The sequence below is a fragment of the Pseudomonadota bacterium genome (genome assembly GCA_026388315.1).
Taxonomy (GTDB): domain Bacteria; phylum Desulfobacterota; class Syntrophorhabdia; order Syntrophorhabdales; family Syntrophorhabdaceae; genus MWEV01.
This window is the reverse complement of the sequence record JAPLKA010000023.1, coordinates 1-14,013: the sequence shown is the minus strand read 5'-3', so window position 1 is coordinate 14,013 and position 14,013 is coordinate 1. Positions and strand designations below refer to the sequence as shown.

The 14,013-nt window shown below is 44.0% G+C and carries 18 protein-coding genes and 1 pseudogene; 15 read left to right on the top strand and 4 right to left on the bottom strand.

The genetic code is table 11. The annotated features are described in order from the left end of the window. The 7 genes from tnpA to NTX75_02095 form a co-directional block, all read left to right on the top strand. Positions 1-397, top strand: a 397-nt coding sequence (tnpA, locus tag NTX75_02125; GenBank protein MCX5815025.1) for an IS200/IS605 family transposase, incomplete at its 5' end; no start/stop codon positions are given. A gap of 256 nt (positions 398-653) precedes the next feature. Then, complete coding sequence (locus NTX75_02120) at positions 654-1,148, top strand: type II toxin-antitoxin system VapC family toxin (protein MCX5815024.1); 495 nt, start codon at positions 654-656, stop codon at positions 1,146-1,148. Continuing rightward, positions 1,135-1,362: a hypothetical protein gene (locus NTX75_02115; GenBank protein MCX5815023.1), complete on the top strand. Its 228-nt coding sequence runs from the start codon at positions 1,135-1,137 to the stop codon at positions 1,360-1,362. Before NTX75_02120 ends, NTX75_02115 begins: the two co-directional genes overlap by 14 nt. Positions 1,363-1,517: 155 nt before the next feature. Beyond that, positions 1,518-1,808 (top strand): type II toxin-antitoxin system prevent-host-death family antitoxin, encoded by a 291-nt coding sequence (locus NTX75_02110; protein MCX5815022.1) that lies wholly within the window; start codon positions 1,518-1,520, stop codon positions 1,806-1,808. Further along, the gene (locus NTX75_02105; protein MCX5815021.1) at positions 1,805-2,227 is read left to right on the top strand and encodes a type II toxin-antitoxin system VapC family toxin; all 423 of its coding nucleotides are present in this window, start codon (positions 1,805-1,807) and stop codon (positions 2,225-2,227) included. Before NTX75_02110 ends, NTX75_02105 begins: the two co-directional genes overlap by 4 nt. A 105-nt stretch (positions 2,228-2,332) precedes the next feature. After that, positions 2,333-3,490, top strand: a complete 1,158-nt coding sequence (locus tag NTX75_02100) for an ABC transporter permease (protein MCX5815020.1) — start codon at positions 2,333-2,335, stop codon at positions 3,488-3,490. Positions 3,491-3,610: 120 nt separating this feature from the next. After that, the gene (locus NTX75_02095; protein ID MCX5815019.1) at positions 3,611-4,777 is read left to right on the top strand and encodes an ABC transporter permease; all 1,167 of its coding nucleotides are present in this window, start codon (positions 3,611-3,613) and stop codon (positions 4,775-4,777) included. 155 nt (positions 4,778-4,932) lie between these two features. Here NTX75_02095 and NTX75_02090 read toward each other — a convergent pair whose 3' ends face one another. After that, the gene (locus NTX75_02090; protein ID MCX5815018.1) at positions 4,933-6,000 is read right to left on the bottom strand and encodes an asparaginase; all 1,068 of its coding nucleotides are present in this window, start codon (positions 5,998-6,000) and stop codon (positions 4,933-4,935) included. A 186-nt stretch (positions 6,001-6,186) separates the two neighbouring features. Here NTX75_02090 and NTX75_02085 point away from each other — a divergent pair, with 186 nt between their 5' ends. From NTX75_02085 to NTX75_02065, 5 genes are all read left to right on the top strand, one after another. Next, positions 6,187-6,411, top strand: a complete 225-nt coding sequence (locus NTX75_02085; GenBank protein ID MCX5815017.1) for a hypothetical protein — start codon at positions 6,187-6,189, stop codon at positions 6,409-6,411. Between the two features lie 130 nt (positions 6,412-6,541). Continuing rightward, positions 6,542-6,775, top strand: a complete 234-nt coding sequence (locus NTX75_02080; GenBank protein MCX5815016.1) for an AbrB/MazE/SpoVT family DNA-binding domain-containing protein — start codon at positions 6,542-6,544, stop codon at positions 6,773-6,775. Next, positions 6,756-7,133: a PIN domain-containing protein gene (locus tag NTX75_02075; GenBank protein MCX5815015.1), complete on the top strand. Its 378-nt coding sequence runs from the start codon at positions 6,756-6,758 to the stop codon at positions 7,131-7,133. Before NTX75_02080 ends, NTX75_02075 begins: the two co-directional genes overlap by 20 nt. Before the next feature lie 82 nt (positions 7,134-7,215). After that, positions 7,216-8,169: a DUF2860 family protein gene (locus NTX75_02070; protein MCX5815014.1), complete on the top strand. Its 954-nt coding sequence runs from the start codon at positions 7,216-7,218 to the stop codon at positions 8,167-8,169. A 239-nt stretch (positions 8,170-8,408) separates the two neighbouring features. Further along, complete coding sequence (locus NTX75_02065) at positions 8,409-8,606, top strand: hypothetical protein (GenBank protein MCX5815013.1); 198 nt, start codon at positions 8,409-8,411, stop codon at positions 8,604-8,606. 61 nt (positions 8,607-8,667) lie between these two features. Here the strand turns inward: NTX75_02065 and NTX75_02060 are convergent, their stop codons facing one another. Together NTX75_02060 and NTX75_02055 are read right to left on the bottom strand one after the other, a co-directional pair. Then, on the bottom strand, positions 8,668-9,657 hold the full coding sequence (locus NTX75_02060; protein ID MCX5815012.1) for a DUF523 and DUF1722 domain-containing protein: 990 nt from the start codon (positions 9,655-9,657) through the stop codon (positions 8,668-8,670). 215 nt (positions 9,658-9,872) lie between these two features. Further along, complete coding sequence (locus NTX75_02055) at positions 9,873-10,157, bottom strand: hypothetical protein (protein ID MCX5815011.1); 285 nt, start codon at positions 10,155-10,157, stop codon at positions 9,873-9,875. A gap of 74 nt (positions 10,158-10,231) precedes the next feature. On the opposite strand from NTX75_02055, the gene uvrB reads away from it, so the two are divergent. Then, positions 10,232-12,220: an excinuclease ABC subunit UvrB gene (gene uvrB, locus NTX75_02050; GenBank protein MCX5815010.1), complete on the top strand. Its 1,989-nt coding sequence runs from the start codon at positions 10,232-10,234 to the stop codon at positions 12,218-12,220. A gap of 70 nt (positions 12,221-12,290) precedes the next feature. On the opposite strand, the gene NTX75_02045 is transcribed toward uvrB, so the two are convergent. Then, on the bottom strand, positions 12,291-13,427 hold the full coding sequence (locus NTX75_02045) for an ATP-binding protein (protein ID MCX5815009.1): 1,137 nt from the start codon (positions 13,425-13,427) through the stop codon (positions 12,291-12,293). Positions 13,428-13,476: 49 nt separating this feature from the next. Here NTX75_02045 and NTX75_02040 point away from each other — a divergent pair. Both NTX75_02040 and NTX75_02035 read left to right on the top strand, forming a co-directional pair. Next, a pseudogene (locus tag NTX75_02040) lies at positions 13,477-13,620 on the top strand (addiction module antidote protein, HigA family). Positions 13,621-13,889: 269 nt separating this feature from the next. Continuing rightward, positions 13,890-14,013 (top strand): type II toxin-antitoxin system HicA family toxin (locus tag NTX75_02035; GenBank protein ID MCX5815008.1); only part of this gene is annotated, 124 nt, incomplete at its 3' end.

The following is a 14,013-nucleotide window of genomic DNA, read 5'->3' as shown; positions in this document are numbered from 1 at the left end:
CTATGATACGAAATACCACCTCGTGTGGGCGCCAAAGTATCGGAAGTGGATTCTAAGGGATGCTATCAGGGATCGGGTCAAGGAGTTGTTCAGAGAGATTGCCGATCACCACGGATTCGAGATCGAAGAGATGGAGGTTGCTATAGACCATGTCCATATCTTTCTCAGCTTTCCTCCACGGTATTCAATAGCACGGGTAGTGGGTATGCTAAAGAGTATCAGTGCAAGCGAGATGCTTGAAGACTTTCCAAAGATCAAGAAAGAATTTTGGGGAGGAGAATTCTGGGAAGACGGATACTTTGTACGAACAGTGGGTGACAGAGTAACAGCAGATGAGATCAAAAGATATATACAACGCCATAAAGATCTCAAAGGTGCACAAATGGAGCTTTTTTAGAAGTTAGGAGGATGCCCCGCCTTGTAGGCGGGGAGGCTTCACTTTTTATTATATTGAGGACTTGCCGCAGGAAATTGCATGCACTGTGCATGCAATCGCTAAAATCTCCGGAAAGACAATACAGTCCTTGCATCGCACGATTTTACTTCTAAAACTATCTACCGAGATTCAGACAGCTGTCCGGCAGGGAAACCTGACCAGATTTCCTAAAACTTGCATAAAACACCTATTTATTCTATAATTCCAATGTGAACCTATGAAAAAGACAGGCATATACCTTGACACTTCAGTAATCAATTTTATTTTTGCTGACGACTCACCTGAAAAACAAGAAATAACAAAAGAGTTCTTCGAGAATTATATAAAAAAAGAGGTTTATAAAATCTTTATTTCACCTGTTGTAATAGACGAGATTAACAGAACAAAAGATGCAGCCGTAAAAGCAAAGCTCTTAGGGGTAATAAAAGACTACAGCTTGAAAGTGTTAGACATTACAGACAAATTAGAGGAAATTCAGAGATTAGCAAAAATTTATATTGAGAGTGGTATAATTCCAAGAAAAAAGTTGGAAGATGCATTACATTTAGCTATTTGCACCGTAGAAGAGATTGACATTTTTTTAAGCTGGAATTATCGGCATTTGGCAAATATCAATAAAGAACGAAAGATTGTTTCCACAAACTTACTTGAGGGTTATACAAAGGCATTTAAGATTATCACTCCTATGGAGGTAATATATGAAGAAGATTAAGACCTCAAAATCATTGATGGAAGTATGGGAATGGAAAGAAGATGCATTTAAAGAAGTAATGAATCTGGATATAGATGCTGCAATAAAAAAACGGTTAGAAATCTCTTTAAAAACAACCAAGGCAATGGGTTTTCATCTCTCCAAGCCTTTCAAGACCACTGATTCCAAGCGGAAAATTGAAAAATCGATCGGGGTCGGGCCAAACTCTTTATAAGCAGTTAGAGCAATTTTTGAAATCTCAGTAAACTCAATACATACGCCGGGCATCCCATCTGTTGAAGTATTATGTGTGTGACGATTTAAAACTTGACTGGTCACATTAATATGACTATAATAGTCTTATAAAATGAATACGATAGGGGGTTGCATATGAAGATAGCAGCAGTTTCAGAATTGAAGGCGCACCTCAGTGAATATCTAAATGAGGTTAAAGTTGGCGGAGAAATAGTTGTTACCGATCGCGGAAAGCCAGTGGCTCGATTGGTGCCTGTTGTGCATTCATTGCTCACAAGAGATTCCCTTTTGAAGTTGCAGAAACAAGGTTTGATTAAAACGGGAACCGGCAAGCTCCCGAAAGATTTCTGGGCAGCAGAAAGGCCCGAAGACCCCGATGGGCTTGTGCTTAAGGCCCTTCTCGAAGAACGGGAGGTGGGGAGGTGAAATTCTGGGATTCTTCTGCTATCATTCCGTTGTGTTTGAAAGAACCAGCCTCAGACACAATGAAGGATATACTGAGCGGAGATGAAGACATCGTTGTATGGTGGGCCACAAGGGTCGAATGCACCTCTGCCCTGGCAAGATGCCGGCGGGAAGGAACGTTAAAAAATGAGGACGAGCTTAAAACTAAGGCTGTACTTACCATGCTGTCAAAAACATGGTCGGAAATCCAACCTGGAGAGCTTATGCGGCAACGGGCCGAAAGGCTTCTCATGGTTCACCCTTTGCGGGCTGCCGATGCATTTCAGCTTGCAGCAGCCTTAATCTGGGCGCAGGAAAGTCCTTCAGGTCTTCATATCATCTGTTTAGACCAGAATCTACGGGAGGCAGCAGCAAAAGAAGGGTTCAGCGTTCTCCCATGAAGCAGGCGTGAGTGTTACTTCCAGCACCCTCGTCACTAACATGTTCAATGAATACTTTGAAATAATTGACATTTCTTGATATAGTTTTGAGGAGCTATACCCGATATGCAGATCCTCAAGATTCTCTTTAAAAACGCCTTCCGCCATAAACTACGAACAGGTCTTACCGTTCTGAGCATTGCCATTGCCATACTGTCTTTCGGTTTACTGCGCACCGTTATCAGTGCATGGTATGCAGGGGTTGAAGCATCCTCGGCAAGCCGTCTTGTAACACGTAACTCTGTATCCCTCATATTCCCGCTCCCCCTCTCATATAAAGATAAAATCCGCCATATTGAAGGGGTGAACACGGTATCCTATGGCAACTGGTTCGGTGGTGTATATGTTGATGAAAAAAACTTTTTTGCCAATTTTGCCGTAGAACCGCGGAGTTACCTTGTGCTTCATCCTGAATACAAGCTGACAGAGGATGAGCAGAAAGCGTTTTTCCGGGATAGAAAGGCATTTATTGCCGGACGGAAGCTTGTTGAAAGGTTTGGATGGAAGATGGGCGATATCGTAATCCTCAAAGGAACAATCTTTCCCGGTAACTGGGAATTTGTGTTAAGGGGTATCTATAAAGGGAAAGACAAAAATACCGATGAGAGTCAGTTTTTACTTCACTGGGATTATCTCAATGAAACGCTAAAAAAGAAAGCCCCCGGACGGGCGGACCAGGTAGGCTTTTATATGGTAGGTGTGACTAAACCGGAGTTGTCAACCCAGGTGGCACTTCATATTGATAAGACATTTAAGAATTCCATTGCAGAAACTCTGACTGAAACGGAAAAGGCATTTCAGATGAGTTTCGTTTCCCTTTCGGATGCCATTATCACCGCCATAAGGCTTGTTTCTTTTGTTGTGATAGTCATAATTCTTGCAGTAGTAGCCAATACCATGGCAATGACATCCAGGGAACGTATCGGTGAATACGCTGTATTTAAAACCCTCGGATTTGGCGGATGGCGAATAGCGGGGCTTATCTTCGGGGAGTCACTTATTATCAGTATGATGGGTTGTGTAACGGGCATCGTGCTGACATTCCCTGCGGCAAACGCCTTTGGTAAGGCTGTGGGCGAATTCTTTCCGGTATTTAATATTGAGGTGGAGACGTTATTGCTCTGTGTTGCCGCCTCAATGCTTGTGGGAATACTTTCGGCAGTGATTCCTACGTACAGGGCCATTAAGATACCTATTGCCGAGGGGTTGAGGAGTATCGGGTGAGGAAATGCAAATTCCAATGTACAAATTCCAATATCCAAATCCCAAATACTCGGTCTGTATGAGCAATTTAGGAATGAAAACCTCAGTTTGTAATTTGTAATTTAATTATTGGTTATTGCAATGAAAATACCTTTTTCATATAGTTTTCGTAACCTTTGGACGCGGCGGCTGACGACGATCCTCACCGCCTCCGGCATGGCCCTTGTTGTCTTTGTTTTTGCTGCTATTTTAATGCTTGCACGGGGACTTGAAAAAACCCTTGTCGATACAGGATCTTATGATAATGTTATCGTAATCAGGAAAGGATCAGGCACGGAAGTACAGAGCGGGATAGAGCGGAATCAAGCTTCCGTTGTTGAAACGGAACCGTCAATAGCCATCGGGAAGGATGGCAAAAGACTTCTCGCCAAAGAGGTAGTCGTCCTTATTACGATGCCAAAGCGCGGCAGCACTCAGCAATCGAATGTGACCATCAGAGGGGTTTCAGAGGAATCCTTGCTGCTCAGGCCCCAGATAACATTGATCCGGGGGAGGATGCCGAGATCAGGCTCGACTGAAATCATTACCGGCGAGAGCATTACAAAGAGATTCCAGGGGGGAAACATAGGGGAAACGCTCCGTTTCGGCATGAGGGACTGGACGGTTGTGGGCGTATTCGATGCAGGGAGCACGGGTTTCAGTTCGGAAGTGTGGGGTGATGTTGATCAGCTCATGCAGGCATTCCGGAGACCGGTTTATTCATCTGTTGTATTCAGATTAAGGGACTCCGGGGAGTTTGGCATCCTCAAGGACCGCATAGAAAAAGACCCCCGCCTGACCGTGGAAGTGAAGCGTGAAACAAAATATTATGCGGAACAGTCTGAGGTGATGGCCAAATTCCTGAGAATCCTCGGCATTTCACTGACAATAATATTTTCACTTGGGGCAATGATCGGCGGCATGATAACCATGTACGCTGCTGTGGCGAACCGTGTCAGCGAAATCGGAACGATGCGCGCCCTCGGTTTTCCCAGGGGCAGTATCCTTGGCACTTTCCTCATGGAATCGTTGCTACTTGGCTTTCTGGGTGGTCTTGCGGGTCTCTTTTTTGCATCTTTCCTCCAGTTATTCACTGTTTCCACGGTGAATTTTCAGACCTTTTCCGAACTTGCCTTTTCGTTTTCGCTTAGTCCGGAAATTATCATGAATTCAATCGTATTTTCTCTAATCATGGGACTCATGGGTGGCGTACTGCCGGCATTCAGGGCATCGAGGATGAATATTGTAGAGTCGTTGAGGAAGGGTTGAACAACCGCTATCAGGTATCTTCTAATGGACAACGAGGAATTCTACGAAAAAGCTCAAGCTGTATTTGAAAAAGTAAGGACATGAACAGAGAGCATAATTATCCCTGTTGAGGCTCCGGTGATCAGTTCCTGGTTTGCAGCCTGAGGTGACAATGGCTAATACTCATCAAAGATTTTCCGGATTTCTGCGGGATTGTTCGTTCCTGTAAGCGCGAGCATGAGAAGTATCCTCGCCTTCTGAGGGTTGAGAGAGCCTGCCGCTACAAAACCATCGTTATCGTAGTTGCTGGAGGGTGTTACGATCCCGCTTCCCGTTCGTGAGGCCCGGACAACGGCAACACCTTTTTTTATGGCCTCTTTAAGCGCATCTTTGGTTGAGGGGAATATGCCCCCGTTTCCGGCACCGGCGTGGACGATGCCTTTTGCACCTGCCTTTACAGAGGCGTCTGCCAGGTCTCTGTTGTCGTGAGTATGTCCGTACAGTATGTCCACGCGGGGCAGCGATGTGAGTCCCTGTATGCTGAATTCAGACTTTGTTGTATGTTTTTTGTTTGTCTCCCGAAAGAAATAGACCTTGCTGTCCAAAACATACCCGAGGCATCCGAATTCTCTTGATGTAAATGTAGCAACACTCGTTGTGTTTGTTTTCGTTACATCGCGCCCCCCGTGTATGTTTTCGTTAAGCGCCACAAGGACGCCCTTTCCCCTTGCATCTTTGCTTGAAGCGAGCACAACGGCATTGAAAAGATTTAATGGGCCATCTGCGCTTATGGCGGTTGATGGGCGCATGGATCCCGTTAGAACAACCGGTTTTTCACCCTTTATGACAAGATTCAGGAAATAGGCAGTTTCTTCCATGGTGTCTGTTCCGTGGGTAATAACTATGCCATCAATCTCCTTTTTTAAGAGAAGTTCATTTACGCGGTTTGCCAGTTTCAACCAGATGTCATTAGTGATATGAGAACTATCAATGTTGGCAATCTGCTCCCCGGATATCTTTGCCACCTTTTCGATGCCGGGTACTGACTTGATGAGACTCCCTACATCGAGAACCCCGGGTTTATAATCTTTTGTTTCGGTGGAAGATGTTGCAATGCCTGCAATAGTCCCACCTGTTGCAACGATGACGATATGCGGCATGTTTTGAGGGCCTTCGGCAGATACGATCATTGGATGAATGAGTGAAAATGCAAAAAAGACAAAAATTAATGCCAACCTTTTCATGTTACTATCTCCTTGCCCCCGCGTTTGAAACTATAAAATACAAGAATGAAAAAAACAAATGTTATTTCCTTGCTTGGCCTGGACATCGTATGTAAATATGCTTACACATATGGAGTAGGAATGCCGGCTACAATGAATTTTGTGAGTATCGGATATACTTTTTAATGTTTCCGGGGGAGGCCATCGATGCTTTCAGGGAAAAGGTGTACGGCTATTACCGGATACATGGTCGTTACGGGCTTCCCTGGCGAAATACAGACAACCCGTATCATGTTCTTGTTTCTGAGTTTATGCTCCAGCAAACCCGATGAGAAGGTAAAAAAGATTTTGAACAAGTTAAGGGAAGAAGGCTTTGTGAAGGAAGAGGAAGGGGGATATTCGATAGGGCGAAAGGTGAAAGGAAAGAAGTGAAAAGTGAATGTATCGAAAAAAATACTTGATTACAAAAAAATACTTGATTACAAAAAAATACTTGATTACAAAAAATTATTGCATTACAATATAAAATAATAATGCAATAATGAATTGTAAGGAGTTTAAAATGACTATAACAGCAAAGATTACCTCAAAGGGCCAGGTTACTATCCCTAAAAGAATACGCGAAGTATTAAAAGGTAATGTTATAGAGTTCGAGGTTGTGGATGAAAAGGTAATCATTAAACCTGTCATGAGTATTGGCGGTTCTTTAAAAAAATATGCAAAAGAATATAAGCCTATTAATGAAATCAAAGAAACGGTATGGGGATATGTAGTGCATGACAAACCGAAAGGCTAAATTACCTGATACAAATACCATCATCGGATATCTTCTAAGGGACAACGAGGAACTCTACGGAAAAGCTCAAGTTGTATTTGAAAAAGTAAGGACAGGAACAGAGAGCATAATTATCCTTGAAAGCGTTCTTGTTGAATGTGTTTGCGTCCTCTTAAAATACTACAATGTCCCTAAATCAGAGGCATCAACAAAACTCAAACAGTTTCTCGGTTATAAAGGAATTCTAAATAAAGACAAAAAAGAACTGATAGACGCCTTAGACATGTTTGCTGAAACTTCTGTGGACATCGTGGATTGTATACTTTATGTAAAGGCAAAGAACTACAAAATGTCATTGTTTACGTTTGATAGCATGTAAAACATGTTGATGATGAGGAGAATGAATTGAAAGCAGCAGGGAAATGTAAAGGGAAAACTGACTAAAGAAAGGGAAGAAATATATGCTTAAGAAAATAGGGATTGTTTTGATCTTTGCGGCATGCGTATCTTTTTCCAGCATTTCCCATCTCAGTGCTGAGAAATATGATGTTTCTGTCGGGATGTGGGGTATGTTTGTAACTAAATCCGACAACCTCTGGGGTAATGGAAAAAGAACGATTACAAGTATTTATTCGAAGCCCGACTCAAGCTCGTTTTATCTGGCATTTCCTTATATTGATTTTAAAGTTATCCCTGAAAATGGTGCTGTAGGCGGGAAGGGGGCGACAACCTTTTACATCAACTCTGCCCTTGAGCCGGGGAGCCTCAGCGCCGGAGTAAGACAGAGGTTTGAAAAGAGTTCTATCGATATTTATGGTTTTTATTCGCTGGTTGCGAAGGACTGGCAAAACCCCTATGTATTGTACAGGACATCAACGAGTACGAGGGTTTTTGGAGGCAAGATTATCTACGGCAACGCTTTTGATACTAATTTTTCTTTATCATACAGGGCATCTGTAACTGACGTAAGCAACGATGTTATCGGTTCCATAAACTCAGACCTCAGGCAGGACGGTATGACACATACATTTAGCATTAACTACCGTCAGCCCCTCACGGAAATACTCAGTCTTATTCCGGCATTGACATATGAAAGAGGCGAATATGATGGAAAAAGCAACAGTTACAACCAGTATGAAGGCTCTTTAGCCCTGAACATGCATATGTCTGTGGCCGTTATTACTGCCCGTATTTACGGCAATACAGCGCAGTTCGACAGTACACATCCCATCTATTTTAAGACCAGGGATGGCAGGACATATGGAGCAGGCATTCTGGCCACTTTTCCGAACCCCTTCGGGTGGAAAAAATATGCCATAAGTGCGGGTATAAATTCGAGCAAGACTGACTCGAATATCACATTCTTTGAGAGTGATACCACAATGGGTTTTGTGAGCTTGGGTTATCAGTTTTAATACCTTTGCCGGAGCAGTGAATGTGAATACCCGGGTTGACAAAAAGAAATTAATGTATATGTTTCAGAACGCAGTTGTTGCTTTGAGGGCGATAACAAATTTTAAAAAAGGAGAAGAGAATGTTTGAGGTATCTGATAAGGCAGGCGAAGTTATAAAACAGTTTCTTGAGGGCAAGGACGGTCCGAATGCAGTGAGGATTACTTTAGTGGAGGGTGGGTGATCAGGGCCCTCTCTGGGCATGGCTCTGGATGAGCCGCAAGAAAACGATCAAGTTTTCGACGAGAAAGGAATAAAATTTGTCATTGATAAAAAACTTTATGAAGAAACACAGCCAATCAGCGTAGAATTCGTTCAGTCTGCGATGGGTGCAGGATTTAAGGTACAATCAGAACTTTCAAAAAAAGAAAGTGGATGCGGAAGTTCCTGTAGCTGCTGATATTATCTTCTAAAAGAGTCCCCCCTATCCTCCCTTCCAGAAGGGGTATAGGGGGTTTGTTTTACACGTGATTCCTCAGCATCAGTTCAAGCGGGTGCGGATTCAGATAATATTGTCTCTTTAAATATGGCTCATTGTATTTGCGTATATAGTGGTTAAGGAGTGCAACTGGAACTATAAGTGGAACCAGTCCCTTGTGATAGTTTTCAATGATGTCAAGCAGTTCCTGTTTTTCATCGGTCGATAACTGTTTTTTGAAATATCCAATTATGCGGTGCAGAACGTTTGTATGCTTCTTTGTTGTCGGAAGCAGGCGCAGGCCTTCCGACATGGTCTCTGTGTAAACGTCATTTAATTTTCCTGCATAGCTTTTTGAGCCTGCAACGTAATGCCCGAGAATAGTGGCATGTTTCGGGCTATGGGCAAGCATTAACAGTTTGTGCTCAGTGTGAAAGTTCACGAGGTCTTTTGAAAAGCCACCTTTCTTTATGAATGCCTGCCATCTCTGGAATACAAAGACCCTCTCGATGAAATTTTCCCTGAGTTTCGGGTCATTGAGTCTTCCGTCATCCTCTGCCGGGAGAAGGGGGAAACGTTTCATGAAGGCGCCTGCAAAAATACCTACACCTTTTTGACTTGGTGTGCCAAATCCCCCCATCCCACCTTTAGAAAAGGGGGGCGAGGGGGGATTGTTTTCGTTGTAGACCTTGACGCCCTGCATCCCTGAGCTTGGGGACCTGCTTTTAAAAATGAAGCCGCATAGCCCTTCCTTTTCGAGTCCGGCGATTCTTTCCCCAGCCCATTTTTGCATACCCTCTGTATGGTCAACACCTGTACGGATTGTCAAAAGGCGAGGCGAATCAGGGTTCCCAACGAGCCTCATGGCCTCCCTTGGAATGGGAAGGCCATATTCAACTTCAGGGCATACCGGGACCCATTCAAAGTATTGACTCAGGGTGTCTGTGATATAACGGTCATGCTTGTGCCCTCCGTCATATCGGACTTTATCGCCCAGCAAACACCTGCTGATTCCAATCCTTATCTTTTCCATAATGCCTCATTTAATGGGGCTCACGTCGCCCCCTCCTTTCTTAAATGTTTAAACAGCTTGAACGGTTTACGCAGAGCCTCCCCTTCTTGCTCGCGATGCTCGCTACCTCACGAGTTGCCCTAATGTGCTTATTTCATATGTCAACACCGTTTTCATGCACCTTTTGACAATATCTGGGTGGAACCCCAATTTATCGGTGTTCTTAGGATTTCTTGTCATTTTTCTACTTTTGTCCATCCCTTCGCTTCCATACAGTTTACAAATAAATCCTGAAACATTCCATAAACAATGAATGCCTCTGCAACACCTGCATGGGGTGTAGCAGCGGGCATTTTGATGTTTTTGCTTTGCCCTTTTGCCATATCCCGTGCATATACTTTACACTCCATGGTATCTTCCATCAGACGTTTTTTATCAAATCCAGATGGATGTTCCCAGGAAGGGTCTGAACAGGCGGATAAAAGCATTACAACGAATAAGAGAAGGACAATGCGTGACATTGAGTTACCCTGTCTTATTATAACACACATCAACCGATTGTCATTCCGCACTTTATGCATTACAATATAACATTATGCCGCGATTCAAATTAGTCAGCGATTACAAACCAGAGGGCGATCAGCCTAAGGCAATCAAAAAACTTACGAGGAACATCGAAAAAGGCGTGCTTCACCAGGTTCTGCTTGGCGTGACAGGTTCGGGTAAGACGTTTACTATGGCCAATGTAATTGAACGGGTGCAGAGACCTGCACTTGTCATCTCACACAATAAGACCCTTGCCGCCCAGCTTTATACGGAATTTAAGACACTATTTCCTGAAAATGAAGTTCACTTTTTCGTAAGTTATTATGATTATTACCAGCCCGAAGCGTATGTTCCCACAACCGATACCTATATCGAAAAAGATTCCTCAATAAATGAGGAGATTGACAAACTGCGGCTTCTTGCTACAAATGCACTCTTCGAAAGGGATGATGTGATAATTGTGGCAAGCGTATCATGCATATACGGTCTGGGTTCGCCTGAGGCATATTACGGTATGCTTATATACCTTGAAGAAGGACAGAAGATAGAGCGGAAAACAGTCTTCGATAAACTTATCCAGTGTCAATACGAGAGGAACGACATGGATTTTTATCGTGGCAGGTTCAGGGTCAGGGGTGCAAATATTGACATTTTTCCTGCCTATGAGGAAGAGAGGGCATTCAGGATTGTTCTCGATGATGATATAATAACACGTATTCATACGATTGACCCTTTAACCGGCCAGACCATGGAAAGACTTAAGAAGTGCACCATATTTCCTACGAGTCATTATGTGACCCCCAAGGAAACACTGGAATCTGCTATTACATCGATTGAAGAGGAATTAACAGGGTATCTGACGTTTCTGAAAGGGCAGAATAAGCTCCTCGAAGCCCAGAGGGTTGAAATGAGGACGAAATATGACCTTGAGATGATAAAGGAGATAGGTTACTGCTCAGGCATAGAAAACTATTCGAGGCATCTTACGGGAAGGAAACCCGGAGAACCGCCGCCTACGCTCATCGACTATCTTCCAAAGGATGCCCTTGTGATGATTGACGAGAGTCATGTGACAGTGCCGCAGCTCACTGGGATGTACCGGGGAGACAGGTCACGGAAGTCAACACTGGTGGAGTTCGGTTTCAGGCTCCCCTCTGCCCTCGATAACAGGCCCTTAACATTCGAAGAGTTCAACGAGAGAATAGGACAGGTTGTGTATGTCTCTGCTACCCCAGCCAAATATGAGCTGGAAAAGGCGGGAGGCAATATCGTAGAGCAGATTATCAGGCCGACAGGCCTTATGGATCCTGCCATTGAATTGAAGGAGGCAAAAAACCAGGTCAATACCTTACTTGATGAGATCAGAAAGGTTATAGCGTTAAAAGAGCGGGTATTGGTTACGACGCTTACCAAGAGGTTTGCTGAAGACCTGACGGATTTTCTCCTCGATGCCGGGATTAAAACGAAATATCTCCATTCTGATATCGACACCCTTGAACGCGTTGCCATAGTGAGGGATCTGCGGATGGGCAAATTTGATGTACTTGTGGGCGTCAACCTGCTCAGAGAAGGTCTTGATTTGCCTGAGGTATCGCTTGTTGCCATACTTGATGCCGATAAGGAGGGGTTTTTACGTTCCGGGACAGCCCTCATTCAGACATGCGGGCGTGCAGCAAGAAATATAAACGGCAGGGTGCTCATGTTTGGGGATAAGATTACGGAATCCATGAAAAGGGCTATCTCAGAGACAGAGAGACGAAGAAAGACGCAGATGGAATATAACGTAAAAAATGGCATTACCCCTGAAGGCATCAAGAAATCCATTGTGGATGTACTGTCTTCCATATATGAAAAAGATTACCTGCGAGTACCTCTTGATGAATTAGAGGAAAATGGCATAGAGCCGAAAAAGTTATCCAAGATGGTGAAAAAATTAAAGAAAGCAATTAACGAGGCAGCAAAGCGGTGGGATTTTGAGAAGGCCTCACAACTGCGGGATAGACTGTTGAAACTGGAGAAGATGGAGATAACGCTTTGAAGACAGTGAACAGTGAATAGTGAATAGTGGAAAGCAAGAACATAATCCAAAAAAAACCAGCTATTTTTTATCACGTGAATGATAATCCTCCGGGATTGCAGATATAGACATTTACACCTGAAATGCTCTTCATATATCCTGGCCCTGAAAGGGGGCATACAAGATAATTGTTCCCCCTGGGGTAATAAGATCGGAATACCTTGAGCGATGATACATCAAACTGCCCGGGTTGCCACTTACACTCTATCGCGTCTATTTCATCCCTGTTCCGCACGATAACGAAGTCTATTTCCCTGCCGCCGCTGTTGCGCCAGTACTGAACCGTATTATTCCAGGCATGTGCCTGAAGGTGTTCCAGCACAAGGTGTTCCCACAGAGCGCCGTAATCGTCAGGTCTTAACGGCTCCCACCCTCTATAGAGGCTCACAAAACCGGTATCAAAGCAATAGACTTTCGGCATTTTGATGATTTCTTTCCGGCCGCCACCATAGAATGGTCTTACGAGGGTTACGGCATGGGTTATCTCCAGCGCCTGCAGGTGGCTCTCTATGGTTGGCCTGCCAATACCAAGTGCGCTTGATGCTTTTGTCGCCTCTAACTGCCCTCCACTCTGTTTTATAAGATATTCAAAAAACATGTTGAACTTGTCGGGATCACGGAAAGCAAACAGTCTTTGAATATCCCGTGAAAAAAATGAATCTACCCACTCACGATAGAATGCAGGCTGCTTTGTTTCAGATAATAACGCCTGAGGCAATCCTCCGTGGTAGAGCCTTTTCAAAAGCGGTGCAGTATTGAATGCAGGAAGTTCACTCCAGAGAACAGGAGTCAGATGGACAAGGCGTTTTCTCCCCGTGAGGGTGTCTTTGAACTTTTTACTCGCGGCAAGCGTTGATGAACCGGTGGCAATGATCTTTAGGTGCGGGAACATATCCGCGCCTATTTTCAGCACCATGCTTGGGTCACTGAGCTGATGCACCTCATCAAAAATCACAACAGGACGAGGGCAGTTGCGAAAAAACAGCTCAGGGTCGGATACCATATCGTTTACTGCCGGCAGGTCACAGTTTATATAATAAACATTTTCATCACCGAAACTCTGGGCAATGGTTGTCTTGCCCACCCTCCTCACACCGGCAAGCCATACAATGGACGCTTCCTGCCAGGCTGCTTCTATTCTGCTAATCCAGAATGGTCTCTCTATCATGGTAACCATACTTTACATATAATCCGACTATATGTCAAGTTGTATTACTACCGCCCTTAGTTTGAGCATGTTCTTCGGGAATTCACCGCAATTCTGGCTGGGGATGCAAAACGATTACGACCTGGAAGAGGAAAAATATAGGATACAGCATGACCTGGAAGGGATAACAACTTTGAAGACCATGAATATGTGATGGTTGCCATAGGTTGTCCGGGAAGCAGGCCATGGAGTATGATTTAGGCGCCTTTAAGGTAAAAGGTCGAGGCAGAGGATATTAATTTGGCTTATCCGGTTCTTGCGTACTTATCAAAAATGTCTTTGTTCCTGTAACAGAGTTTTCCACAAAGAAGTAATTTATGCTGTCTTTGAAGTGGTAATTTTTGCAGAGTCTTATCGGGTCACTTGGGGCTTGTGCTATCAGGTATTGCTTGCAGGAGATATCTGATTGTGCTATCATTATATATGAAGGCAAAACACCGGCGCATTCTTGAAGCAATCTTTGCGGTTCCCACACGAGGAGGTATTGTATTTGCCGACATTGAAGCCCTGATATTAGCTCTCGGCGGGGATGTCCGGGAAGGTTCGG

Bases quoted from the DNA above. Each gene is read 5' to 3' on its own strand.
- NTX75_02120 (MCX5815024.1), top strand. From the start codon at position 654: ATGAAAAAGACAGGCATATACCTTGACACTTCAGTAATCAATTTTATT.
- NTX75_02100 (MCX5815020.1), top strand. From the start codon at position 2,333: ATGCAGATCCTCAAGATTCTCTTTAAAAACGCCTTCCGCCATAAACTA.
- NTX75_02115 (MCX5815023.1), top strand. From the start codon at position 1,135: ATGAAGAAGATTAAGACCTCAAAATCATTGATGGAAGTATGGGAATGG.
- NTX75_02060 (MCX5815012.1), bottom strand. From the start codon at position 9,657: ATGGAAAAGATAAGGATTGGAATCAGCAGGTGTTTGCTGGGCGATAAA.
- NTX75_02110 (MCX5815022.1), top strand. From the start codon at position 1,518: ATGAAGATAGCAGCAGTTTCAGAATTGAAGGCGCACCTCAGTGAATAT.
- NTX75_02075 (MCX5815015.1), top strand. From the start codon at position 6,756: ATGACAAACCGAAAGGCTAAATTACCTGATACAAATACCATCATCGGA.
- NTX75_02070 (MCX5815014.1), top strand. From the start codon at position 7,216: ATGCTTAAGAAAATAGGGATTGTTTTGATCTTTGCGGCATGCGTATCT.
- NTX75_02055 (MCX5815011.1), bottom strand. From the start codon at position 10,157: ATGTCACGCATTGTCCTTCTCTTATTCGTTGTAATGCTTTTATCCGCC.
- NTX75_02065 (MCX5815013.1), top strand. From the start codon at position 8,409: ATGGCTCTGGATGAGCCGCAAGAAAACGATCAAGTTTTCGACGAGAAA.
- NTX75_02090 (MCX5815018.1), bottom strand. From the start codon at position 6,000: ATGAAAAGGTTGGCATTAATTTTTGTCTTTTTTGCATTTTCACTCATT.
- NTX75_02080 (MCX5815016.1), top strand. From the start codon at position 6,542: ATGACTATAACAGCAAAGATTACCTCAAAGGGCCAGGTTACTATCCCT.
- NTX75_02085 (MCX5815017.1), top strand. From the start codon at position 6,187: ATGCTTTCAGGGAAAAGGTGTACGGCTATTACCGGATACATGGTCGTT.
- uvrB (MCX5815010.1), top strand. From the start codon at position 10,232: ATGCCGCGATTCAAATTAGTCAGCGATTACAAACCAGAGGGCGATCAG.
- NTX75_02095 (MCX5815019.1), top strand. From the start codon at position 3,611: ATGAAAATACCTTTTTCATATAGTTTTCGTAACCTTTGGACGCGGCGG.
- NTX75_02045 (MCX5815009.1), bottom strand. From the start codon at position 13,427: ATGATAGAGAGACCATTCTGGATTAGCAGAATAGAAGCAGCCTGGCAG.